The sequence below is a fragment of the Methylobacterium sp. NEAU K genome, assembly GCF_030700285.1.
Classification (GTDB): domain Bacteria; phylum Pseudomonadota; class Alphaproteobacteria; order Rhizobiales; family Beijerinckiaceae; genus Methylobacterium.
In genome coordinates this window covers 100356-124051 of the sequence record NZ_JAUYZJ010000002.1, presented here as the reverse complement: position 1 = coordinate 124051, position 23696 = coordinate 100356, and the positions used below count along the sequence as shown (strand labels likewise).

The window sequence follows — 23696 nt, the reverse complement described above, 5'->3', positions numbered from 1 at the left end:
GCAGGCTCATGATCCGGTACAGTCTCGTCTGCGAGGCCGGACACGGCTTCGACAGCTGGTTCCCGTCTTCGGAATCCTACGATGATCAAGTCGCGCGCGGGCTCGTGACCTGTCCGGCCTGCGACAGTGCGAAGGTCACGAAGGCCCTGATGGCCCCGAGCGTCGCGCGCACCGACCGGGGGCACGCCCCGACGGCTGCCGTCCCCCCGGCCGAGGTGTCTGTGCCGATGATCGCGGAACCCGAGCGACAGGTCAGGGCGATGCTGCGGGCCTTGCGCGAACAGGTCGTCGCCAATGCGGAGCATGTCGGTGCCCGTTTCCCCGAAGAGGCGCGCAGGATCCATTACGGCGAGGCGGAAGGCCGCTCGATCTACGGTGAGGCGAGCCCGGCGGAGGCGCGCGCCCTGATCGAGGAGGGGATCGACGTCGCGCCGATCCCGGTCATGCCCGACGACCGCAACTGAGCGGCAGGTTCAGGGACGCGCAGCGACGGTTCCAGCCAGCGAGGCCAGCGCGAAGGAAACGAGGGCGCTCCAGCCGGCGAGCGAGATCTCGAGGACGCGCAGAGCCGCCACCGAGCAATCGACCACCTTGGTAGTCTGGAGCGCGTTCAGGAAATCCCCGACCTGCCCCGGGTTGGCGCCCGTGCCGCCGCCGCAATCCGTCGGCCCCGGCCAGAACCCCCATTCCGCACCGGCGTGGTAGACGCCGATCCCCGCACCATAGAGGAGCCCGAGGGCGGCAAGCCCGAGTGCCAGACGGGCGAGGCGCTCCGGCGCCAGGAGCGCCGCGAGGCCCAGCGGGACGGCCGCGTAGAAGGGCAGGCGCTCGGTCAGGCAGAGCTTGCACGGCGCGTAGCCGTACCCGTACTGGAGCACCAGGACGGCCCCGAGGATCAGGGCCGAGAGGAGCGCGAGCCAGAGGCCGGCCGTCTTGAGGCGAAGCGCTGACGCCGTGTTCATCGCTAAAGGATCACCTTGAAGAGCACGAAACCGAGGACGATCACCGCGACGGAGATGGCCGCGACCGCGTTGAGATGCCGGTCGAGCACGTTGCGGATCGGGACGCCGTAGCGCCCGAGCAGCCCGGCCAGGATGAAGAACCGGGCACCGCGGGTGATGATCGACAACACCGTGAACCAGAACAGGCTGTAATGGGCAAAGCCCGAGGTGATGGTCACGAGCTTGTAGGGGATCGGCGTGAGGCCCTTCAGCAGGATCACCCAGTGCCCGTAGCGGGCGTAGGAATCCTGGAAGGTCTCCGCCGAATTCTGCAGCCCGTACAGGCGGATCAGCCATGCGCCGAGGGAGTCGAACAGCAACGCGCCGATGGCGTAGCCGACGAGGCCGCCCAGCACCGAGGCGATCGTCGCGATGGTCGCGTAGAGCCAGACCCGGTCCGGGCGGCTGACCGCCATGGGCACCAGCATCGCGTCCGGCGGGATCGGGAAGAACGAACTCTCGGCGAAGGCCACGGCGCCGAGCGCGTAGGGCGCCGAGGGCTTGCCGCTCAGGGCGAGGATCCACGCATAGAGCCGGCGGAGCATTCAATGTCCGGGTCGTGAGGTAACGGGCGCCCTTTGAGCATAGGCGAAGCGCCTTGGCCAGATCGCGCCGCCCGGCAAAAAACCCGCACGAACGCTCTTGGCCCGGGCGCCATACCTATGCGAAGAGCCGAACGCGCGCGGGTATGGCGGAACTGGTAGACGCGGGCGACTCAAAATCGCCAGCCGCAAGGCGTGGGGGTTCGATTCCCTCTACCCGCACCATCCGCCTCTCGATCGCCCCGGGATCGGGACTCGGACCCGGTCTAGGCGCGCAGATCGAGCATCTCTCTGGCGCTGTGTCGCGCCGGGATCGACCGTCGAGGTCGACGGCACGCCATCTCCGCCGCCGATCGGCATCAGACCATCCTTCCGGTGGCTGCCGGGCGGGTTGATGCGTCGCGGCCGGCGAGCGCTTACGCAGACGGCAACGTCCCCTATGTCGATCACATCGGGGGCCCGACGGGGCCGTCGTCGGTTTCGAGACAATATCGTGAGCGAGCGACCAGTCGTGAACGAGCGCCCAAGCGTCGCGATCCTGGGGGCCGGCATGGCGGGCGCGACCGTGGCGCGGCGCATCGCCGAAGCCGGTTGGCACGTCAGGGTCTTCGACAAGGGTCGCGGCGTCGGCGGCCGGATGTCGACCCGGCACACGCACGCGATGCAATTCGACCACGGCGCGCAATTCATGCGGGCGCGGGGCGAAACGTTCGCGGCGCGGCTCGCCGGCTGGGATCGACGGGGTATCGTGGCATCCTGGGCCGGTGCCGGCCGCCGGGTCGGCGTGCCGGGCATGACGGCGCCGGTTCGGGACCTCCTCGGCGACCTACCCGTCGCGAGCGGCACCACGATCGTTCGAATCGGTCGCGACCGGGCCGGTTGGCGCCTGACGGACAGCGCCGGCGCTAACCAAGGGCCCTTCGCCGCCCTGGCGATCGCGATCCCGGCACCGCAAGCCGCCGCCCTGCTCGACGCCTCCGGGCTCGCTCTGCCGGGCGTCGAGCAGGCGGCTTATGCACCCTGCTGGTCGCTGATGCTGGCGGTCGAGAACGCACCCGGCGATGTGCTGATCGAACCGCAGGAAGGGCCTGTGGGCCTCATCGCGCTGGATTCGTCGAAGCCCGGCCGTCCCGCGGGTGCCCGGCTGACGCTGCATGCCACGCGGAGCTGGTCGCGTGCGCACCTTGAGGCGCCGTGCGAGGCGATCGTGGACGCGCTGACCCGCGCCGCAGGAGAGTGCCTCGGTGCCCCATTGCGCCCCGCCTACGCCGAGGCGCATCGCTGGCGCTACGCCCAGGTCGAGACCGCCCTGGGCAGGCCCTGCCTGTACGATCCCGGCCTGCGGCTGGGCGCGGCCGGAGACTGGTGCCTGGGGCCGCGGATCGAGGCGGCCCATGACAGCGGCTTGGCACTCGCGGAGGCGATCCTCGCCGATCTGAGCGCATCCGCGTGATCCCACCCATCGCCTTTCACCCGGCCTACGAGTCGAGCCTGCCGGCCGGGCATCGCTTTCCGATGCGCAAGTACGGCCTGCTGGCCGAGACGCTGATCGCAAAGGGTCTGGCGCCACTCGGGTTCGTCACGCCGGAACCGGCCGGCGCCGGGATCCTGACCCGTGCGCATGATCCGGCCTACGTGCAGGCGGTCCTCGATTGCGCGGTGCACCCGGAGATCGAGCGGGCGATCGGCCTTCCGGTGGATGCTGCACTCGTTCGCCGCTCGCGCGCGTCGGTGGGCGGGACACTGCTGGCAGCGCGCCTGGCGCTGGCCGAGGGGCTGGCCGGGAGCGCGGCCGGGGGGAGCCACCATGCCCGGCGCCAGCAGGGAGCCGGATTCTGCGTGCTGAACGACGTCGCGGTCGCCGCCCGCACCCTTCAGGATGAGGGGGCCGTGCGGCGCGCCCTCGTGGTCGATCTCGACGTCCATCAGGGCGATGGGACCGCGGATTGCCTCGCGCTGTGCCCGGACCTGTTCACGCTCTCGATCCATTGCGAGAACAACTACCCGGCCCAGAAGATCGCCGGCGACCTCGATATCGGCCTGCCGGACCGCCTCGATGATGCCGGCTACCTCGAGGTCCTGCGCGCACGGCTGCCGCCGCTCCTCGCCGCGCTCGCCCCCGACATCGTATTCTACAACGCCGGAGTTGATCCCCATCGCGACGACCGTCTCGGGCGGCTCTGCCTCAGCGATGAGGGTTTATTGGCCCGGGATCGTTTCGTCGTGGCGCAGGCGCGAGCCCGCGGCATTCCCCTCGTGGCGGTGATTGGCGGCGGGTACACCCACGACGTCGAGGCCCTGGCCCGGCGTCACGCTCTGGTCTTCGAGGCGCTGGCGGCGGAAGCGGCAGCGGAGCCGGCGACCGAGTGAGGCACGGATGCATCAGGTGTCCGTGCAGCATCACGCGACGCCGGGCGCGAAAGGTTTTGGGAAGGGTCCACCCCGAAGATCGTGAAACCGCAGTTCGGTGAGGTGGTGCCGCTGCTGAAGATCATTCGCGAAGCGGTCACTGCCGCGGCGAAGAGGACGGCTCGGGATCAATCGCCTGAACAGCTTCGCCCAAGGCAAATCTGCTTAGGCTTCTGCGATGCCATCGGGATTCAGTCATGCTTGCGCGAGTCTGGGAGGTGGTGAAGGCGACGCTGGCGGTGGCAGCCCTGATCACCGCTGCCCTCGTCTCCGCGGATAAGCTCGATCGCCAGAAAGCGCAGACGAGTGTCGGCGCGGCTTTGAACGAGCCCGTCGCTACGGGAGCCATCACCTCGGCCTCACAGCCTTGAGTGCCGCCGGTGCCGTTCGGAACGGTCCTTCGCGAGATCGCCTGTGTCGGCGGCTTCGCGGCGGCAGTGCGGCAGGATGCTCTCGCGTCGGACGGATGTTTGCCAGATTCACGACGTTCTCGCCGTAAGCCTTGGCTTGGCCATTCGGGCGGCCCCTCTCGTGTCAGGATTGCGTTCCAATGAAATCTGCCAGGTTTGCACTCCTCGCCTTCGCGGCGGCTACTTTGCCCGCGCTCGCAGTGACGCCCGACGAGCGCGCCGCCTGCACGCCGGACGTCATGCGCCTGTGTGCGTCCCATGTTCCGGATGCCGGGGCGATTACGGCGTGCCTGCGCCAGCAGCGGGCCAGCCTCAGCACAGCGTGCCGTGGGGTGATGAGTCGCGCTGACCGCCCGGTCCGGGCCGTCTCGAACCGGCAGTAGGAACGGTACGGCCGCGCGTCACCAGCCGTTGATGCGCGGCCAAGCCTCTCCGGTGTGCCGCCCGCCCGAGAGCACGTGATAGCGATCGTGCTGGGCGCCGGTGGCACAGGCATGGTTTGGGAGGATGCGCAGGCGCGCGCCGACCGGGAGATCCGGAACGGCGGCCGACGAGCCCGCCCGCAGGCCGACGATGCCGTGCTCCTGGTTCGCGTCCCGCACGATCAGATCCGGATAGGAACGCCCGGCACGGTCGCACACGAGCCCGTAGCCCTGATCGACCCGCTGCCGTGCCGTCCCTCGGTCGCGCGAGAGCGCCATCCAACCGGCATCGGTGATGATCCAGCCCTTGTCTCGTTGATGGCCGATCACCGTCGCCAGGACGGTGAGCGCGATGTCGCCGATCCCGCAGGAGCCGACGCCGGCCTGGAACAGGTCGCCGATCATGAAGACGCCGGCCCGGACCTCGGTGACGCCGTCGAGATTCTCCGCGTAGCGCGCGGTCGGCGTCGACCCGACGCTGACGACCGGGCAGGGTAGCCCCGCCTCCCGCAGTATCGTCGCCGCCGTAACGGCCGCCCGGCGTTCGTCCTCGGCGGCCCTCGTCAGCGCGGCCGGATCGGTCAACCCGTAGCTGTCGCCCGCGTGCAACAGCACGCCGCGCAGGCAGGCGCCGTCGGCGAGCATCCCGCCGATCGCCACGAGCCGCTCGGCATCCTTCGGCTTCACGCCGGACCGGTGCCCGTCGGCGTCGACCTCGATCAGCACTGGGAGCGTATCGCCGTTTCGGCGGCTCCAGGCGGTGACGGCCTCGGCCTGTTCGACCGAATCCAGCACGATCGCGAGATCCGTTCCCCAGCGCCGACGGATCGCGCCGACCCGGTCGAGCTTCTGCGGCGCGATCCCCACAGCGTAGATGAGGTCGCGGATTCCGCCCTCGGCGAAGTGCTCCGCCTCGCGCAGGGTGGAGACCGTCGCCGGGCCGGACGGGCTCGCCATGGCGACTCGGGCAACATCGAGCGACTTGGCCGTCTTCAAGTGCGGCCGCAGGGATACGCCCAGCCGGTCGAGCCGCGCCCGCATCCCGGCGACATTGGCCTGGAGCCTGTCCGCGTCGAGGAGGAGGCAGGGGGTCTCCAGCCCGTCGAGGCCGTCCGCCTGTGCGATGTGCCCGTCCGTCATGCGCCCACTCCCGCGCTGTTCATCCGGAGGACCTTCTAGACAGCGCCGTGCGGCAGCCCAAGACACCATGCCGGGCCGCAGGCGCCTTGAGCCTTCCGACCCAGAGGTCTCGAGCGCTTACGCGGGCATCCTTGTGGCGGCGATGAAGGCAGCCGCGTCCCGCGCGACCTCGGCCGCGGGCTTGCCCGGCCGGTAGAGGTTCGAGCCGAGGCCGAAGCCGACGGCCCCCGCCTGTCGCCATCCGGCGACGCTGTCCGGCGTGACTCCGCCGACTGCCAATACGCGCGTGTCGGCGGGTAAGACGGCCCGATGAGCCTTGAGCGCCGCGGGCGAGGCGATGTCCGCTGGGAAGAGCTTCAGCGCGGTGGCACCGGCCGCGAGAGCCGCGAAGGCTTCGGTCGGCGTCTGATAGCCGGGCAACGAGATCAGGCCAGCGGCGACGGTCGCGTGGATCACTGCGGCATCGGTGTTGGGCGAGACGATCAGCGTTCCGCGCGCCGACACGACCTCCGCGACCTGCATCGGCGTCAGGACGGTGCCCGCCCCGACCAGGGCGCGCCCGGCGAACCGTTCGGCGAGGAGCGCGATGCTCTTGAACGGCTCCGGCGAGTTGAGAGGCACCTCGATGAGGGTGAAGCCGGCATCGACCAGCGCGTCGCCGATGCCCGGCGCCTCCTCGGGCGTGAGGCCGCGCAGGATCGCCACAAGGGGACAGGTCGAGAATGCCGCCTCGAATCGGTCGAGGATCGTCATGTCTGGAGCCTCCGGATGGCGTGGATGCCGGCCGCGGTGGAATTGCCTGGCACGGTCACGGCGCGACCACCCGCTTCCGTGATCGCGATGGCATAGAGCGCGGTCAAGGACCCGCCGCCCAGCAGATGGACCGGACGGTGACCGAGATCCTCCCGGGTGCCGACATCTGCGCCGATCAGAATGCCGCTGGCGTAGGCGGCCGCGTCGGCGGGCGCGAGCGTGCCGACAAGCACGCCGGCCCGGACCTCGAAGAGGGAGGCGGCGAGATTGCGCGATTGCAGCCCGCGGCGTAGCCCCTCTCGAAAGGGCGCGCCGTCCGCCACCGCGCTGTCCAGCATGCCCGCCAGCACGCCTTTGGCACGGAAGAGGGCGAACATCTCGCCCGTCATGACGGTGGCGAAGTCCGTGATCGCACCGTCGACCGTCGCGATCCACTTGTTGTGCGTGCCGGGCTGGCAGAACAGAGCGGTCGGTGGTGCCGCGCCCGTGCTGATGGCGCCGAGCACCTGCGTTTCTTCGCCACGCATAACGTCCGGCCGCGTCCCGTGCCTGATGGCGACGCCGGGCACGATCCGCACACCGGGAGCGGCCTCCAGGCTTGCCGCCGCAAGGTCCTCCAGGGTCGCCGGTGCATTGACGTAGGGCGCTTCGCGCCAGCCCCGGCTGGAGCCGACCATGCCGACAGCCACGACTGGCTGCGCACCGAAGCGTTCGCGCAACGCGGCGATCGCGTCTGGATAATCGCGAGGCGCGAGAGCCAGGACGCCACGGTCATCCTGCAGGATGTCCGCCACCGCGCCGTCCGCCGTCATCGCATAGGCGCGGCGGTTGGTCGTGCCCCAGTCGACGGCGATATAGGCCGTTCGACCGATCAAGCGCCCCTCCCCATGCACAATATGTCTGAGTTAACGGGACGTCTACCTATGGTCAAGCTCGGTTGGCCCTGGCTTCCATCCCATCAAGGCGCCGAGGAACCATCCGCCGTCCGAAGCGGAGGTCGGTTCGGTGCGTGGCGCTGGCGTGATGGCTGCCTCGGGCCCTGAATCGATGGCCCGTGATGCGATCGGCTTCGGAGGCCTCACGTATCACTTGGCGGGGATTGTACCTCGGCACTCAGCATTTGCGATGGACTGGTACCCGGCGAATAGGCGATATGGCCGGCAATAAAACCGGGAGGGATGGGCTTGGCACGGGATGTGATCCTGGCGACCGACGGCTTGACGATGGAATTCAAGGGATTCCGGGCCGTCAACGGCGTCGCGCTCCAAGTCGAGCGCGGGTCGATCCATGCGCTGATCGGCCCGAACGGCGCCGGCAAAACCACCTGCTTTAATCTGCTGACCAAGTTCCTCATCCCGACGGCCGGCACGATCCGCTACAAGGACCGTGACATCACCGGAATGCGGGCCGCCGACGTGGCCCGGCTCGGCCTCGTACGCTCCTTCCAGATCTCGGCGGTGTTCCCGCACCTCACGGTGATGGAAAATGTGCGCATCGCGCTGCAGCGTCGGCGGCGCGGCGATTCCTTCGATTTCTGGCGGCCGGAGCGGGTGCTGCGCGCCCTGAACGGCGAGGCGCTCGCCCTGGTGGAAGCCGTAGGACTTTCCGATTTCGCCGACGTGCTGGCGGTCGAGCTGTCCTACGGCCGCAAGCGCGCCCTGGAGATCGCCACGACGCTGGCCCTCGATCCCGAGATGCTTCTGCTCGACGAGCCGATGGCTGGAATGGGCCACGAGGACGTGGACCGGACGGCGCAGCTCATCCGCCGGGTCGCGAAGGACCGGACCATCCTGATGGTCGAGCACAACCTGTCGGTCGTCGCCTCGTTGTCCGACCGCATCACCGTGCTCGCCCGCGGCCAGGTTTTGGCCGAGGGCGACTATGCCACCGTCTCGAAGGATTCGCGGGTGATCGAGGCCTATATCGGTGCGGGACATGCTTGAGCCGGCCCTGAAGACGCCCGCGCCGGCCGCGGCGACCGGGTCCCTCCTGACCGTGCGCGGGCTGGAGGGCTGGTACGGCGAGAGCCACGTGCTGCACGGCATCGACATCGACGTACGGGCCGGCGAAGTGATCACGCTGCTCGGCCGCAACGGCGCCGGCAAGACGACGACGCTGAGGGCCATCATCGGCATTCTGGGCCGGCGCTCGGGTTCGATCGTGTATGACGGCGTCGAAACCATCCGGATGGCGTCCCGCAACATCGCCCGGCTGGGACTCGGCTACGTCCCGGAGGAGCGCGGCATCTTCGCGAGCCTGACCGTCCACGAGAATCTGATGCTGCCGCCGCGGGTGAAGCCGGGCGGGATGTCGGTCGCCGAGATCCACACGCTGTTCCCCAACCTGAAGGAGCGCGCGGGCAGCCAGGGCACCAAGCTCTCGGGCGGCGAGCAGCAGATGCTCGCCATCGGCCGGATCCTGCGGACCGGCGCCAAACTGATCCTGCTCGACGAGCCGACGGAAGGACTCGCCCCCGTCATCGTCCAGCAGATCGGCCGGACCATTCAGCAATTGAAGGCCAAGGGCTACACCATCGTGCTGGTCGAGCAGAACTTCCGCTTCGCACAGACGCTGGCGGACCGGCATTTCGTGATCGAGCAGGGCCGGGTGGTCGATATGATCCCCAATGCCGAGCTTGACGCCAATATCGACAAGCTTCACGCCTATCTCGGCGTCTGAAGCCTGAAACCAATACGGTTGAAGCGCCGGTAAAACGGCGCGTTGATGCTCGGCAGGCGGGGTACCGCTGCGCCGCTGGAGGACAGGAACGCTATGTTCGGACGTCTCATCGGGTCCGTGTCGCTCGCCGCCCTCGCCGGCGCCCTCATGATGGGCACCGCGGCCGCGCAGACGAATGTGAAGATCGGCGTCCTGGGCGACCGCTCCGGCGCCTATTCCGACATCAGCGGCGAGGGTTCGGTGGTGGCGGCCCGGCTGGCCGTGGAGGATTTCAAGCCGGCCGAGCACGGCCTGAAGGTCGAGATCGTCTCGGCCGACCACCAGAACAAGCCCGATGTCGGGGCCGGCATCGCCCGGCAATGGTACGACCGCGATGGCGTCGACATGATCACGGACGGCGTCACCTCCTCGGTCGCCCTGGCGATCAGCCAGGTCACCAAGGAGAAGAACAAGGTCTTCATCGACACGGGTGCCGGTACTGCCGACCTCACCGGCCCGCAATGCACACCCAACACCATCCACTGGGTGTACGACACGGTGGCGCTGGCCAACGGCACCGGCGGCGCCATGGTGAAGCGCGGCGGAAACACCTGGTTCTTCCTCACCGCCGACTACGTGTTCGGCCAGACCCTGCAGCGCGACACCAGCGCGGTGATCACCAAGAACGGCGGCACGGTCGTCGGCTCGGTCAAGACACCGTTCCCGACCTCTGACTTCTCGTCGTTCCTGCTCCAGGCCCAGGGGTCCGGCGCCAAGGTGATCGGGCTGGCCAATGCCGGCACCGACACGATCAATTCCATCAAGCAGGCGGGCGAGTTCGGCATCACCGAGGGGGGGCAGGCGCTGGCCGGCCTCCTGGTTTTCTCGTCGGACGTGCACTCGCTCGGTACCAAGGTGGCGCAGGGTCTCGTCTTGACCGAGCCGTTCTACTGGGACCTCAACGACGCCACCCGCGCCTTCTCGGACCGGTTCGCCAAGCAGATGAAGGGCGGCTCGAAGCCCACCGCCAACCATGCCGGCGTCTATTCCGACGTGTTGCATTATCTGAAGGCGGTGGCTGAGCTGAAATCGACCGCGGACGGGGCCGCAACCGTCGCCAAGATGAAGGCGATGCCCACCGACGATCCGCTGTTCGGCAAGGGCACGATCCGCGCGGACGGCCGCAAGATCCACGACATGTATCTGTTCGAGGTCAAGAAGCCCTCCGAGTCGAAGGGTGAGTGGGACCTCTACAAGACACTCGAGACGATCCCCGGCGATCAGGTCTTCCGGCCGCTGAGCGAGGGCAAGTGCCCCCTCGTGAAGGGCTGACGGTGCGGGTGCGGCACGGAGGACGGCCATGACCACGATCTTCGGCGTGCCGACCCAGGCTTTGTTCGGGCAATTGCTGCTCGGCCTGATCAACGGCTCGTTCTACGCGATCCTGTCGCTCGGACTTGCGATCATCTTCGGGCTGTTGAACATCATCAACTTCGCCCACGGCGCGCTCTACATGATGGGCGCGTTCGTGGCGTGGATGCTGCTGACCTATGTCGGGCTGGGCTACTGGTGGGCGCTTGGGCTGGCGCCGCTGGTGGTGGGCGCCTTCGGGATCCTACTGGAGCGGGTGCTGATTGCGCGGCTCTACAAGCTCGACCACCTCTACGGGCTTCTCCTGACCTTTGGGCTCGCGCTCATCATCCAGGGCCTGTTCCGCAACCAGTACGGCGTCTCCGGCCTGCCTTACGCGATCCCGGCCGAGCTGTCGGGCGGCCAGCGCCTGCCGTTCATGTTCCTGCCGAACTACCGGGCCTGGGTGGTGGTAGCCTCGCTCACCGTGTGCATTGCTACCTGGCTCGTTATCGAGAAGACCAAGCTCGGCGCCTATCTCCGGGCCGCCACCGAGAACCCGACGCTGGTCCAGGCCTTCGGCGTCAACGTGCCCCTGTTCCTGACGCTGACATACGGCTTCGGCGTGGCGCTGGCGGGTTTCGCGGGGGTGCTGGCGGCTCCGATCTACTCGGTGAACCCGAACATGGGCGCCGACATCATCATCGTGGTCTTCGCCGTGGTGGTGATCGGCGGCATGGGCTCGATCATCGGCTCGGTGATCACGGGCTTCGCCCTCGGCCTCGTCGAGGGTCTGACCAAGGTGTTCTATCCGGAAGCATCCGCCACCGTGATCTTCGTCATCATGGTGCTGGTGCTGCTCGTCAAACCCGCCGGCCTGTTCGGCCGGACGGCCTGACCGCGATCTGAGGCTCGATCCCCATGGCCGACACCGCCGTCATCGACACCGCCCCGATCGCCGCCGCTCTGCCGACGAGCCGGGACGACAAAACGCTCCACCGCATGATCTTCGTCGGCATCGCGGTGCTGCTGATCGTGGCGCCGCTGGTGCTCTATCCTGTCTACCTCATGAAGGTGCTGTGCTTCGCGCTGTTCGCGCTCGCCTTCAACCTGCTGCTCGGCTACGGCGGCCTGCTCTCCTTCGGGCACGCCGCCTATTTCGGCATGGCGAGCTATCTCTGCGCCTACACGGCCAAGAAGCTCGGCTTCACGCCGGAGCTGGCGATCCTCTCTGGCACCGCGACGGCCGCACTTCTGGGGCTCATTTTCGGCGCTCTGGCGATCCGGCGCCAGGGCATCTACTTCTCGATGATCACCCTCGCGCTTGCGCAGATGGCGTTCTTCTTCTCGCTGCAGGCGAAGTTCACCGGCGGCGAGGACGGCATCCAGGCGGTGCCGCGTGGCAACCTCTTCGGAATCATCAGCCTCGCGGACGACCGGGCGATGTATGCGGTCGTCTGCGTCGTCTTCATGGCCGGGATGCTGCTCATCTACCGCATCATCCACTCGCCCTTCGGGCAGGTGCTGAAGGCCATCCGGGACAACGAACCCCGGGCGATCTCGCTGGGCTACCGCGCCAGCCAGTACAAGCTTGCGGTGTTCGTGCTCTCTGCCACGCTGGCCGGCCTCGCAGGCTCGACCAAGGCGATCGTGTTCCAGCTCGCCTCCCTCACAGACGTCCACTGGTCGATGTCGGGTGAGGTCGTGTTGATGACGCTGGTCGGCGGCATGGGAACGGTGTTCGGGCCCATCGTCGGGGCGCTGGTTATCGTCACCATGGAGACCTACTTGGCGCAGTTCGGGGCCTGGGTGACGATCATCCAGGGCTGCGTGTTCGTCCTCTGCGTCCTGCTGTTCCGCGAGGGCATCGTCGGGCTGATCGCGAGGACGATCCGCAAGCCACTTTGAGCCTGCCAGACGCCGCCCGGCATACGGGAATGTTGACGCTTCATTAACCAAGACGGCGCAACCTGCAGTTCCCAGGCTGACAGGTTCCGCCATGACGAAAGCCCGGTCGCTCAGCGTCGACGATCCCGCGCTCGACTGCCCGGTCCCGCCGGAGACCGTCAGCCGGCTGATCAAGGCCGATGCCGAGGACGCGTCGTTCATCCTGGACGGTATCCCGGAGTCGACCCGGGCGCGTCTTGCCGTCTGGCTCTACGGCCGCAGTCACACCCACGAGATCGGCGTGCGCGTGGCCGCGACCTGCGAAGGCGTGACCCTGCGCCGGGCGGCTGGCAACGTCGGAAACGCGCTCTACGACCTGTCCCGACGGCCCTACAAGGCGCCGAGTCACGGTGCTCGCGCCGCGAGTACCGGCCGCGTGACCCTCGGCGGCTCCTCGGCCCGGCGCGCCTGAGCGCCGGGCGGCCCGGCTGTCACCCGGCGCCATTGGACCCTCGTCCGCGAGGGGCTATCGTCGCGGCAGATGTCCGAACCCGTTCCCGCGCCGTCCGTCCGCCGCCTCGACCCGATCCTCGTCGACCGCATCGCGGCGGGCGAGGTGGTGGAGCGTCCGGCCTCGGCCGTGAAGGAGCTTGTCGAGAACGCGATCGATGCCGGGGCCGGGACGATCGACGTGGTGGTCGAAAGCGGCGGCCGCCGGCTGATCCGCGTCGTCGACGACGGCCTCGGCATGACGGCGGAGGATCTGGCGCTGGCGGTGGAGCGCCACGCCACCTCGAAGCTCCCGGGCGGCGACCTTTCGGCCATCGACACCCTGGGTTTCCGCGGCGAGGCGCTGCCCTCGATCGGCGCGGTATCGCGGCTGGCGATCGTCACGCGCCCCGCTGGCGCCGAGGCGGGGGCGAGCCTGACCGTCGAGGCCGGCCTTAAGGGTCCGGTGCGCCCGGCGCCGGCCCAGCGCGGGACCCGGATCGAGGTGACCGAGCTGTTCGCAGCGACGCCGGCGCGGCTGAAGTTCCTCAAGTCCGACCGGGCGGAGAACGCCGCCATCGCCGAGACCCTGCGGCGGCTCGCCGTGGCGCAGCCCGGAATCCGCATCACCCTCCGGGCCGATTCCGGCCAGCCTCTGATCCTGCCGGCAGAGACCGGACCGGAGGCGGACCTGCGCCGCCTCACCGCGGTGCTCGGGCCGGATTTTGCCGCCAATGCCCTGCCGGTGTCGCTCGCCCGCGAGGGCTTCTCAGTAGTCGGGCATGTCGGCCTGCCGACATATCACCGCGGCGCCGCAGGCCACATCCACCTCGTGGTCAACGGCCGCCCGGTGCGCGACCGGCTGCTGCTCGGCGCGGTGCGCGGGGCCTATGCCGATACGCTCGCCTCCGACCGCCACCCTGTGCTCGGCCTCGCCATCGCGTGCGATCCCGGCCTCGTCGACGTCAATGTGCATCCTGCCAAGACGGAGGTGCGGTTCCGCGAGCCCGGCTTGGTCCGAGCACTCGTCGTCAGCGCGATCCACGACGCCCTGCGCCGGGGCGGTGCCCGCTCGGCCACCACCGGTGCCGCCCGGACCCTCGACGCCCTGCGCCCGGCCGGTGCCGCTCTCGCGACCCATACCGGTGCCGCCGCACCCAGCCTGTTCCCGGCCGCGCGGCCCAGCTACTTCCCGGCCGGCACGCCCTCGGTGGCAGCGCCCTCGGGCTACAGGCGGCCAGAGGACTGGCGGCCGGCCCCCGAGGCGGCCGGATACCGCGCGGAGCCGGCCGAGGCGTTCGATGCACCGGACGGCTTCGGCGAAGCGGCTCAGGCCGTGTTCGAGCGGGCGCCGGGCTTGTCGGATGTCGCCGCGCCTCCGCAGGCGGATGTCCGCCCGGCGCCCGAGGTGGGGGACGCGATCGACCACCCGCTCGGTGCCGCACGGGCCCAGATCCACGAGACCTACATCCTGGCCCAGACCCGGGACGGCCTCGTGATCGTCGACCAGCACGCCGCGCACGAGCGCCTTGTCTACGAGCGGATGAAGGCCGAGCGGGCGCGCGGCGGCATCGCCCGGCAAGGCCTGCTGATCCCGGACGTGGTCGAGATGAGCCCGGACGCAGCCGAGCGGCTCGTCGCCGCCGCTCCGGACCTGGAACGGCTCGGCCTCACGATCGAGGCGTTCGGCAGTGGCGCCGTGCTGGTCCGCGAGATGCCGGCCGCCCTGATCGGCGCCTCGATGCGCGATCTCGTGACCGACATCCTCGACGCGCTGGACGCGAGCGGAGACGAGGAGGGTGGCGGATCCGCCACCGAGGGCGGCCCGCTCGGCCGGCGCCTCGACGCGGTCCTCTCGCGCATGAGCTGCCACGGTTCGGTTCGCGCAGGGCGGCGCCTGCGGCCGGAGGAGATGAACGCGCTCCTGCGCGAGATGGAGGCGACCCCGAATTCCGGCCAGTGCAACCACGGCCGCCCGACCTCGATCGAGCTGAAGCTCTCCGACATCGAGCGGCTGTTCGGCCGCCGGTAGATGAGCCATGCAGCCTGACCTGGGACAGCCGGTCCCGAAACCGTCTCTCAGCGACGTCAGTCACAATGGACCCCGCCGCACGGGAACCGGGTTCGGTTGGGGTGCGGATCGGACGGCGGCCGAGCCAAGGGATCACGACCTAGCCGCCCATCTGCGGGACCAGCCGATCGCGGAGGCTCCCGAGGCATCATCGGGCGTGCCGGTGTGACAGCCCTCGGCGCAAGACACCCGTGGGACTTCGTTTCACCTTGCGGTTGCCTCCGCCGCCCTCGATCGTGGACAGACGGTGACAGAGCACGCGCTTCCATCCTGAAAGATACCGGTCCCCCACCGTCCACAGGCACCTGCCGGAGCCCGCGACCATGGATTTCACGATTTCTCCCCGCGTCGAGGATTACCGCGCGCGGATTACGGCCTTCGTGGATGCGCATATCCTGCCGCTTGAGGCGGACCCGGCAGCCTATGACGGCCACGGCAACATCGGCCTGAAGGAGCTCGCCCGGTTGCGCGGCCTCGCCCGGGAGGAGGGGCTGTGGTGCCTCCAGTTGAAGCCCGAGACTGGCGGCGGCGGCCTCGACAAGGTCGGCATGGCTGTCTGTTACGAGGCGATGAACCGCTCGATCTTCGGGCCGGTCGTGTTCAATTCGGCCGCCCCGGACGACGGTAACATGATGGTGCTGGAGCGCGTCGCCACGCCCGCCCAGAAGGAGCGCTGGCTCGCCCCGATCGTGCGCGGCGAGGTCCGCTCCGCCTTCGCCATGACCGAGCCGCATCCCGGCGGCGGCTCAGATCCGGGCATGATTCAGACCCGGGCGGAGCGGCGTGGCGACACCTATGTGGTCACCGGTCGCAAGTGGTACATCACCGGCGCAGAGGAGGCCGCCCACTTTATCCTGATGGCGCGCACCTCCGACGACGCGCGGAAGGGCCTGACCGCCTTCCTGTTCCACAAGGACCAGCCCGGCTGGGAGATCCTGCGCCGCATCCCGATCATGGGACCAGAGGAGCATGGCGGCCATTGCGAGCTGCTGTTCGACGGCCTGGAGATCCCGGCCGAGAACGTCCTGATGAACGAGGGCGACGGGCTGAAGCTGACTCAGATCCGGCTGGGGCCGGCGCGGCTGACCCACTGCATGCGCTGGCTCGGCCTGTCGAAGCGCTGCGTCGAGATCGCCCGGGCCTACGCGGCCGAGCGGCACGGCTTCGGCGTCCGGCTCGCCGACCGCGAGAGCATCCAGCTCATGCTCGGCGACCTCGCCATGCGGATCGAGATCGGCCGCCTGCTGGTGATGAAGGCCGCCTGGGCGCTGGACCAGGGCAGCTTCGCCCGCAAGGAGGTCTCGATGGCCAAGGTGCACGTGGCCAACCTCATTCACGCGGCCGCCGACATCGCCATCCAGATCAACGGAGCACGGGGCTATTCCACCGACACGCCGCTCGAATGGATCTACCGCTACGCGCGGCAGGCCCGGCTGGTGGACGGAGCCGACGAGGTCCACAAGATGGTGCTCAACCGCAATCTCGAGGCCGAGGGCGATTCCTTCTGGACTTGGGATGTCGGGGCGTGACGTCGGTCTCGGACGTTGGACTTCGCTCTGGGTGGTTTCCCGCCCTTGGCTTCGTCCCGAAGCCGGCCGGCACCGCGGGATGAGGCCACGACGCGCAGGACCGTGTGTCGCGTCCGGCACCTTACGCAGTAGACAGACCCTCGAACCCCGGCAGCGGCGAGGAGCCCCGAAAACATGACGGATGTCGTAATCACAGGCGCGGTGCGCACCGCGATCGGCACTTTCGGCGGTGCGCTCGCGGCGGTCCCGCCCTCGGAATTGGCGGCGCGCTGCGTCGCCGAGGCTCTGAAACGGTCCGGGACGGCGCCCGAGGCTGTCGGGCACGTGGTGTTCGGCCATGTCATCCCCACCGAGCCGCGCGACGCCTACATGGCCCGCGTCGCCGCGATGGAAGGCGGCGTGCCCAAGGAAGTCCCGGCGCTCACGGTCAACCGCCTGTGCGGCAGCGGATTGCAGGCGATCGTCTCCGCCGCGCAGGCGATCATGCTGGGCGACGCGGAGATCGCGGTTGCCGGCGGCGCGGAGAGCATGAGCCGGTCGCCGCACCTCCTGAAGGCCGGACGCACCGGCCAGCGCATGGGTGATGTCGCCCTGGTCGACTACATGGTCGGCGTGCTGAGCGACCCGTTCGGCAACGGCCACATGGGCATCACCGCCGAGAACGTGGCCGAGCGCTATGCCGTATCCCGGGAGGCGCAGGATGCCTTCGCGGCGGAGAGCCAGGCGCGGGCCGCCCGGGCGATCCGCGAGGGCCGGTTCCGCGAGCAGATCCTGGCCATCGAGGTTCAGCGCAAGCGTGAGACGGTGGCGTTCGACACCGATGAGCACCCAAAGCCGACGAGCGCCGAAGACCTCGCCAAGCTGCGCCCGGCCTTCTCCAAAACCGGCAGCGTCACGGCCGGCAACGCGTCGGGCCTCAATGACGGTGCTGCGGCTCTCGTGCTCGCCAGTGCCGCCAGGGCGGAGCGTGACGGGTCGCGGCCGCTGGCCCGCATCGTTGGCTACGCCCACGCGGGCGTCGACCCGTCCGAGATGGGCATGGGGCCGCGGCCGGCGGTGCAGCGCCTGCTCGAGCGTACCGGCCTGCGCGCCTCCGACTTCGACGTGATCGAATCGAACGAGGCTTTCGCGGCCCAGGCCTGCGCAGTCTCCCGCGCGCTCGACCTCGATCCCGGCAAGGTCAACCCGAACGGCGGCGCCATCGCGCTCGGGCACCCGATCGGCGCCACCGGCGCGATCATCACCGTGAAGGCGGTCTACGAGCTGGCCCGAACCGGCGGCCGGTACGGTCTCGTGACCATGTGCATCGGCGGCGGCCAGGGTATCGCCATGGCTATCGAGCGGCTGCACTGAGATGGCCGACCTGTTCGATCTCACCGGCCGGCACGTCTTGGTGACGGGCGCCTCGAGCGGCCTCGGCCGTCACTTCGCCGGTACGCTCGCGCGCGCCGGCGCGCGCCTGTCCCTGGCTGCGCGCCGCGCCGAGGCGCTCGCCGAAACGGTCGCCCGCGTCGAGCGGGATGGCGGTGAGGCTCACGCGGTCGTCATGGACGTGACCGATTCCGCGAGCGTCGAGTCGGCACTCGACGCTGCCGAGGCGCGCTTCGGCCCGGTGGCGGTGCTCGTCAACAATGCCGGCGTCACCGCGACGAAGCCGGCCCTCGACCTCGATGAGGCCGAGTGGGACTCGGTCCTGGACACGAATCTCAAGGGCGTCTGGCTCGTCGCGCAGGCGACCGCACGACGCATGGTCCGGGACGGATCGGGCGGCAGCATCGTCAACATCGCGTCTATCCTCGGGCTGCGGGTCACCGGCGGCCTCGCCCCCTACGCCGCCTCGAAGGCCGGCGTGGTGCAGCTCACCAAGAGCCTTGCGCTGGAATGGGCGCGCCACGGGATCCGGGTGAACGCCCTGGCCCCCGGCTACATCAAGACCGAACTCAACGACGCGTTCTTCGAGTCGGAGCCGGGCAGGGCGCTGATCAAGCGCGTGCCGCAGCGGCGGCTCGGCGAGGCGTCGGAGTTGGACGGGCCGCTCCTGCTGCTCGCCTCGGAGGCCGGCTCGTACATGACCGGCAGTGTCGTCGCGGTCGATGGCGGCCACCTGGTCTCGGGGCTTTAGCTGATGCAACAGGCGCGGCTGCGCGACTGGATCGCCGGGCATCTCGGCTGTCCCGACCTCGTCATCGAGGAGACTCGCCCCCTGGGCGGCGGTTCGATCCAGGAGAACCGGCTTGTCCGCTGCCGGATCGGCGATGCGGCGCGCGCCTTCGTGCTGCGCATGGATGCCGCCGCGACGATCGCGTCCAGCCGAACTCGGGCGGAAGAGTTCCGCATCCTGGAGGCGGTGTGGAAGGCGGGCGTGCGGGTTCCCGAGCCGGTCGGCTTCTGCGCCGACCCGGCCGTGGTCGGCGCGCCCTTCGCGTTGATGGGACTGGTCGAGGGTGTGGGCCTCGGGCCGCGCATCGCCAAGGATCCGACCCTCGGCGGCGATCGGGAGCGCCTGGCCGAGAGCCTGGGTCGCGAACTCGCCAAGATCCACTCCGTGCTCGACCCGCGCGATCCGGTGCCCGCACCGTTGGCGTTCCTCGGGACGCCCGAGCCAGATCCGGCGCTCGCAGAGATCGGCCGCCTGCGCGCGAGCCTCGACGGCATCGGTGCCCGACGCCCGGCGATCGAGTGGGGCCTGCGCTGGGGCGAGGTTCGCGCGCCCGCCTGTGCGGCGCCGACCCTCGTGCACCGGGATTTCCGCACCGGCAACTACATGGTCGACGAGAGCGGCCTCACGGCGGTGCTCGATTGGGAGTTCGCCGGCTGGGGCGATCCCGCGCAGGATCTCGGCTGGTTCTGTGCCGCCTGCTGGCGGTTCGGCAGGCCTGACCTGGAGGCCGGCGGCATCGGGTCCCGGGCTGCCTTCTATCGCGGCTACACGGCCGAGAGCGGGCGCGCCGTCGACCCGGCGCGCGTCGCCTATTGGGAGGTGATGGCGCATCTGCGCTGGGCGGTAATCGCCCTGGAGCAGGGCGCCCGCCACGTCTCCGGACGGGAGTTCTCGCTGGAGCTGGCGCTGACCGGCCGGATGGTGCCGGACTTGGAGCGTGCGATCCTGCGGGCGACCGCCCCCGAGACCTGGAGATGAGCATGCAGGACGACCCCTCCGGCGCCGCCCTCCTCGACGCCGCCCGCCGTGCGCTGACTGAGGAGGTCGCCCCCGGGCTGACCGGCCGGCCGCGCTACGTCGCCCTGATGGTCGCCAACGCGATCGGCATCGCAGCCCGTGAGATCGAGCGGGCGGACCGACTGCGCGAAACCGGCGCGCGCGTCCTCGACGGGGCTGACGGATCCGGCGATCCGCTGGCCGGTCTCGTCCGGGCGATCCGTGCAGGCGCGCGCGACGCCGACACGGATCTCCATGCCGCCCTGAGCAACGCCGCGGAGGCTGCCGCCGAAGTCTGGAAGCCGACCGCCCGCGGCGCGTGACGGGTCAGAGCGCCCGGGCCTGATCGCGCAGCACGAATTTCTGGATCTTGCCCGTCGAGGTCTTCGGAAGAGGTCCGAACACCACGGTCCTGGGCACCTTGAACCGGGCCATCCGCTCCCGGCAGAAGTCGATCACCTCCCGGTCCGATGGCGCCAGGGCCCCGGGCTTGATCTCCAGGAACGCGCAGGGGCTTTCGCCCCAGGTCGGATCCGGCCGCGCCACCACGGCCGCCAGCATCACCGAAGGATGGCGCATCAGCACCTCTTCCACCTCGAGGCTCGAGATGTTCTCGCCGCCCGAGATGATGATGTCCTTCGCCCGGTCCTTGATCTCCACGGAACCATCCGGGTGCCAGACTGCGAGGTCTCCGGTGCGGTACCACCCGCCGGCGAGCGCCTGCCCGGTGGCGTGTGGGTTGCCGAGATAGCCCTTCATCACCGTGTTTCCGCGCAGCCGGATCTCGCCGACCGCAACGCCGTCCCGCGGCACCGGCCGGTCCGTCTCGGGATCGGCCACGACGACGCCGTCGAGGGTCGTCAGCGGGACGCCCTGGCGGGCCATGCGGGCGTAGCGGTCCGCATCGGGCAGCTCCGCCCAGTCCGGCTGGGCGAGGCAGACTGTGGCGGGGCCGTAGCTCTCGGTGGCGCCGTAGAGATGCGTCACCTGGAAGCCCAGCTCCTCCATGGTGCGGATGATCGTCGAGGACGGCGCCGCCCCACCCACCGCGCAGCGCACACGCTGTGGAAAGGACACCCGGTCGGCGACTGGCGCGTGGGCGATCATCGAGAGCACGATCGGCGCGCCGCAGAGATGCGTGACGCCGTGCTCGGCGATCAGCCGGAAGATCGCCGCCGGCTCGACCTTGCGCAGGCAGATCTGGGTCGCACAGGCCGCGACGCTCGCCCACGGGTAGGACCAACCGCTGCAATGGAACATGGGTAGCGTCCAGAGATAGACGCTCTCCTCGGTGAGCCCGAACGTGACCGCATTGCCGAGCGCCTGGAGGTAGGCGCCGCGATGGCTGTAGACCGCTCCCTTCGGATCCCCCGTGGTGCCCGACGTATAGAGCAGGCACAGGGACTGCCACTCGTCCTCGGGGCCAGGCCAGGCGTAGTTCGGGTCGCCCTCGGCGAGCAGGGTCTCGTAGGGGATCCCACCCGCGATGCCGCTTGCGCCGATCTCCACCACCAGAATCGGCCGCGCGGCGTCGGCCAGCGCCCGCGCGGCCAGTGCGCCGTATTCCGCCTCGACCACCAGCACCTTGGCGCCACCGTGATCCAGAGAGAACGCGATGGTTGGCGGATCGAGGCGGGTGTTGAGGGGGTTCAGCACGGCGCCCAGCATCGGCATGGCGAAATGCGCCTCAATCATCTCCAGCACGTTCGGCGCGAGGATCGCCACGGTATCGAGGCGCCCGATTCCGCGCCGCGCCAGACCGGAGGCGAAGCGCCGGCAGCGCGCGTACAGGTCCGCATAGGTCAGGTGTCGTACGCCGTCGATTACGGCGATCCGTGTGCCGACCGACGCGGCGGCGCGGGCCAGCAAGCTGGCGGGCGTCAGCGGGACATAGTTGGCCGGCGTCCGGTCGAGCCCGGTCTCGAACGGGTGACGGCCTGACTCCCGGGCCCGCACGGGGGGCGGATCTGTCTCCGTCATCGTTCTGCCTTCTGATCGGGCGGCGGGCGTGGCGTTCGCTCCGGCAGGAGAAGATTTCGCGTCTGCACGGGCTGTCAATCGGCAGGACGGTTACAGGTCGCTCCGGCCATCGTCCCGTCGACGCGGCGGCGAAGGCTGTGACGGCCGGTCGAGGCGCGGTCCCGGGGCTGTTCCGCCACCGTGCTCTGTTGACGGGGGCGCGCCTCTGACGGATGCCCGTCCGGCGACCCATCGGGACGGGCCCATCGGTCAGCGCTCGGGAGACGCTTGTGGAGAACGACAACCTGCCGACTTTCCCGACGCAGGCCGGGCGCGAGATGGCCGAGGCCGGCGTGGCGCGGGCGCGCGAGGCCTACGAACGCTTCGCCGAGGCCGGGGAAATGGCGCTGAACGCCTTCGAGGCCTCAATGGCGCAGACCTTCGAGGGCTGGCGCTCGGTCATGGGCTCCAGCCGCGAGACGGCGCACCAGCTCTCCGACAGCACCGTCGCGGGGGCCCGCAAGATGCGCGAGCAATGGGATGCCGCCGGCGCTCGGCTCTACAACGCCTGCGAGGACAATGCCGGCCACGCCATGGCGGCCATGCGCGAGATAGCCCACCGCATGCTGGTCGCGTCGGACACGAATGTCCGCGCCTCCCTGGACTTCGCGGAGCATCTGGCGAAGGCGGCCGACGCGCGGGAGATGGCGGCCCTGCACGTCGCCTTCATGCAGGCCCAGTCGCGGCGCCTCACCGACCAGATGGTGGACCTCCACCAGACGACCAGCCGCCTGGCGCGCGAAGCCGCCGCGCGCACGGAAACCCCGTGATCCCGCTTGCAGCCGGCCGGACGGTGCACTGTGCGGCCGAGCCGATGCCGCGGCTCGACGATCTCGGGCGCGCCGACGTGCCGTTCCGGACGGGCCACTTCTCGGCCTACGCGCCGCATGACTTCCACCGCATCGCCTATGTCGAGTGGGGCGACGCGGACAGCCCGCACGTGGTCATCTGCGTCCACGGCCTGAGCCGGCAGGGTCGGGATTTCGATCCGCTCGGCTATCGGCTGGCGAAGATGGGCTACCGGGTCGTCTGCCCGGATCTGCCCGGCCGGGGCATGAGCGGATGGCTTAAGGACCCGGAGCTCTACGGCCTGCCGCAATACGCCGCCGACATGGCCGCGCTGATCGGGCATCTGCGGATCGCCGGCAAGGTCGACTGGGTCGGCACGTCCCTGGGCGGCCTCACCGGCATGGTGCTGGCCGCCTCGGCCAACACGCCGATCGGCCGCATGGTCATCAACGATATCGGCCCGTTCCTGCCCTGGGCGCCGATCCGCCACATCGGCTCGCGGCTGCGCGACGCGCCCCGGCTCCACCACAACCTCGCCTCGGGTGAGTCGCGGCTGCGCACCGTTCTGGCGCCATTCGGGTCGCTGACCGACGAGCAGTGGCGCCACATCGCCAAGCACAGCTTCTTTCCCGAGCCGAACGGCGGCTGGCGGCCCCACTACGACCCTGGAATCGGCGACGCCTTCCGGCCCGGCCGGGTCTACAGCGTCAGCATGTGGCGCGACTGGGACGCGATCACCTGTCCGGTCCTGCTGCTGCGTGGCGCGCACTCGGAACTGCTTCTCGCCTCGACGGCGGACGAGATGACCCGGCGCGGTCCGCCCACGGAGCGCGTCGAGATACCCGAATGCGGTCATGCGCCCGCGCTTTTGGACGACTCGCAACTCCGGATCGTCACCGATTGGCTCGGCCCGGCAGCATGAGCGCCGCGTCGGTGATACGGGGAGGCTTCGACAGGGGTCCGGCCAGACCGGATCAGGATCGGCGCACGGGCCGCCAGATCAGGCTCCGTCGCATCACTGCAGCGGCAGGCAATCGCTCGACCTCAACACAGGTGCGAAAGCTCCCGTT

Annotated in this window: 24 protein-coding genes and 1 tRNA gene; 19 read left to right on the top strand and 6 right to left on the bottom strand. The window is 69.6% G+C overall.

The genetic code is table 11. The features are described from left to right. The first annotated feature begins 8 nt into the window (after positions 1-8). Entirely contained in the window at positions 9-464 is a 456-nt protein-coding gene (locus Q8W67_RS02255) for a DUF1178 family protein (RefSeq protein WP_305540058.1), read from the top strand. 9 nt (positions 465-473) lie between these two features. On the opposite strand, the gene Q8W67_RS02250 is transcribed toward Q8W67_RS02255, so the two are convergent. Then, a complete protein-coding gene (locus Q8W67_RS02250; protein ID WP_305540055.1) occupies positions 474-962 on the bottom strand; it encodes a disulfide bond formation protein B in 489 nt (162 codons plus the stop codon). 2 nt (positions 963-964) lie between these two features. Beyond that, on the bottom strand, positions 965-1546 hold the full coding sequence (locus Q8W67_RS02245; protein WP_305540052.1) for a YqaA family protein: 582 nt from the start codon (positions 1544-1546) through the stop codon (positions 965-967). 137 nt (positions 1547-1683) lie between these two features. On the opposite strand from Q8W67_RS02245, the gene Q8W67_RS02240 reads away from it, so the two are divergent. The 4 genes from Q8W67_RS02240 to Q8W67_RS02225 all read left to right on the top strand — a co-directional run bounded on the left by Q8W67_RS02240 (position 1684) and on the right by Q8W67_RS02225 (position 4323). Next, positions 1684-1768 (top strand) — tRNA-Leu (locus tag Q8W67_RS02240). Between the two features lie 286 nt (positions 1769-2054). Further along, positions 2055-2996, top strand: coding sequence for an NAD(P)/FAD-dependent oxidoreductase (locus Q8W67_RS02235; protein ID WP_305540050.1), 942 nt, complete (start codon positions 2055-2057; stop codon positions 2994-2996). Further along, the gene (locus Q8W67_RS02230) at positions 2993-3913 is read left to right on the top strand and encodes a histone deacetylase (RefSeq protein ID WP_305540047.1); all 921 of its coding nucleotides are present in this window, start codon (positions 2993-2995) and stop codon (positions 3911-3913) included. The genes Q8W67_RS02235 and Q8W67_RS02230 overlap by 4 nt, the downstream gene beginning before the upstream one ends. Before the next feature lie 236 nt (positions 3914-4149). After that, positions 4150-4323, top strand: a complete 174-nt coding sequence (locus Q8W67_RS02225; RefSeq protein WP_305540044.1) for a hypothetical protein — start codon at positions 4150-4152, stop codon at positions 4321-4323. Positions 4324-4763: 440 nt separating this feature from the next. Here the strand turns inward: Q8W67_RS02225 and Q8W67_RS02220 are convergent, their stop codons facing one another. The 3 genes from Q8W67_RS02220 to Q8W67_RS02210 all read right to left on the bottom strand — a co-directional run bounded on the left by Q8W67_RS02220 (position 4764) and on the right by Q8W67_RS02210 (position 7570). Further along, positions 4764-5924, bottom strand: a complete 1161-nt coding sequence (locus Q8W67_RS02220) for a DSD1 family PLP-dependent enzyme (RefSeq protein WP_305540042.1) — start codon at positions 5922-5924, stop codon at positions 4764-4766. Positions 5925-6041: 117 nt separating this feature from the next. Continuing rightward, on the bottom strand, positions 6042-6677 hold the full coding sequence (locus tag Q8W67_RS02215; RefSeq protein ID WP_305540040.1) for a 2-dehydro-3-deoxy-6-phosphogalactonate aldolase: 636 nt from the start codon (positions 6675-6677) through the stop codon (positions 6042-6044). Beyond that, positions 6674-7570, bottom strand: coding sequence for a 2-dehydro-3-deoxygalactonokinase (locus tag Q8W67_RS02210; protein ID WP_305540037.1), 897 nt, complete (start codon positions 7568-7570; stop codon positions 6674-6676). Before Q8W67_RS02210 ends, Q8W67_RS02215 begins: the two co-directional genes overlap by 4 nt. Positions 7571-7861: 291 nt before the next feature. On the opposite strand from Q8W67_RS02210, the gene Q8W67_RS02205 reads away from it, so the two are divergent. From Q8W67_RS02205 to Q8W67_RS02150, 12 genes are all read left to right on the top strand, one after another. After that, complete coding sequence (locus Q8W67_RS02205) at positions 7862-8620, top strand: ABC transporter ATP-binding protein (protein ID WP_305540035.1); 759 nt, start codon at positions 7862-7864, stop codon at positions 8618-8620. Then, a complete protein-coding gene (locus Q8W67_RS02200) occupies positions 8613-9356 on the top strand; it encodes an ABC transporter ATP-binding protein (RefSeq protein ID WP_305540032.1) in 744 nt (247 codons plus the stop codon). The genes Q8W67_RS02205 and Q8W67_RS02200 overlap by 8 nt, the downstream gene beginning before the upstream one ends. A gap of 93 nt (positions 9357-9449) precedes the next feature. Beyond that, positions 9450-10667, top strand: a complete 1218-nt coding sequence (locus Q8W67_RS02195) for an ABC transporter substrate-binding protein (protein WP_305540030.1) — start codon at positions 9450-9452, stop codon at positions 10665-10667. A 28-nt stretch (positions 10668-10695) separates the two neighbouring features. Continuing rightward, positions 10696-11583 (top strand): branched-chain amino acid ABC transporter permease, encoded by an 888-nt coding sequence (locus tag Q8W67_RS02190; RefSeq protein WP_147855162.1) that lies wholly within the window; start codon positions 10696-10698, stop codon positions 11581-11583. 23 nt (positions 11584-11606) lie between these two features. Next, positions 11607-12593, top strand: a complete 987-nt coding sequence (locus tag Q8W67_RS02185; RefSeq protein ID WP_305540024.1) for a branched-chain amino acid ABC transporter permease — start codon at positions 11607-11609, stop codon at positions 12591-12593. Between the two features lie 91 nt (positions 12594-12684). Then, complete coding sequence (locus Q8W67_RS02180; RefSeq protein WP_305540022.1) at positions 12685-13044, top strand: hypothetical protein; 360 nt, start codon at positions 12685-12687, stop codon at positions 13042-13044. A gap of 69 nt (positions 13045-13113) precedes the next feature. After that, positions 13114-15093 (top strand): DNA mismatch repair endonuclease MutL, encoded by a 1980-nt coding sequence (mutL, locus tag Q8W67_RS02175; protein WP_305540020.1) that lies wholly within the window; start codon positions 13114-13116, stop codon positions 15091-15093. A gap of 362 nt (positions 15094-15455) precedes the next feature. Continuing rightward, positions 15456-16661 carry an acyl-CoA dehydrogenase family protein gene (locus Q8W67_RS02170; RefSeq protein ID WP_305540017.1) on the top strand — a complete coding sequence of 402 codons (1206 nt, stop codon included), beginning with the start codon at positions 15456-15458 and terminating at the stop codon, positions 16659-16661. A 174-nt stretch (positions 16662-16835) separates the two neighbouring features. Continuing rightward, positions 16836-18014, top strand: coding sequence for a beta-ketothiolase BktB (gene bktB, locus Q8W67_RS02165; protein WP_305540015.1), 1179 nt, complete (start codon positions 16836-16838; stop codon positions 18012-18014). Between the two features lies 1 nt (position 18015). Further along, entirely contained in the window at positions 18016-18783 is a 768-nt protein-coding gene (locus Q8W67_RS02160) for an SDR family NAD(P)-dependent oxidoreductase (RefSeq protein WP_305540013.1), read from the top strand. Positions 18784-18786: 3 nt separating this feature from the next. Next, positions 18787-19800: a phosphotransferase family protein gene (locus tag Q8W67_RS02155; RefSeq protein WP_305540011.1), complete on the top strand. Its 1014-nt coding sequence runs from the start codon at positions 18787-18789 to the stop codon at positions 19798-19800. Between the two features lie 2 nt (positions 19801-19802). Beyond that, positions 19803-20141: a DUF6285 domain-containing protein gene (locus tag Q8W67_RS02150; protein ID WP_305540009.1), complete on the top strand. Its 339-nt coding sequence runs from the start codon at positions 19803-19805 to the stop codon at positions 20139-20141. A 4-nt stretch (positions 20142-20145) separates the two neighbouring features. On the opposite strand, the gene Q8W67_RS02145 is transcribed toward Q8W67_RS02150, so the two are convergent. Continuing rightward, positions 20146-21798, bottom strand: coding sequence for an AMP-binding protein (locus Q8W67_RS02145; protein WP_305540006.1), 1653 nt, complete (start codon positions 21796-21798; stop codon positions 20146-20148). A gap of 269 nt (positions 21799-22067) precedes the next feature. Here Q8W67_RS02145 and Q8W67_RS02140 point away from each other — a divergent pair, with 269 nt between their 5' ends. Together Q8W67_RS02140 and Q8W67_RS02135 are read left to right on the top strand one after the other, a co-directional pair. Then, complete coding sequence (locus tag Q8W67_RS02140; RefSeq protein ID WP_305540003.1) at positions 22068-22607, top strand: phasin family protein; 540 nt, start codon at positions 22068-22070, stop codon at positions 22605-22607. Continuing rightward, positions 22604-23548 carry an alpha/beta fold hydrolase gene (locus Q8W67_RS02135; protein WP_305540001.1) on the top strand — a complete coding sequence of 315 codons (945 nt, stop codon included), beginning with the start codon at positions 22604-22606 and terminating at the stop codon, positions 23546-23548. The genes Q8W67_RS02140 and Q8W67_RS02135 overlap by 4 nt, the downstream gene beginning before the upstream one ends. Positions 23549-23696 lie beyond the last annotated feature (148 nt).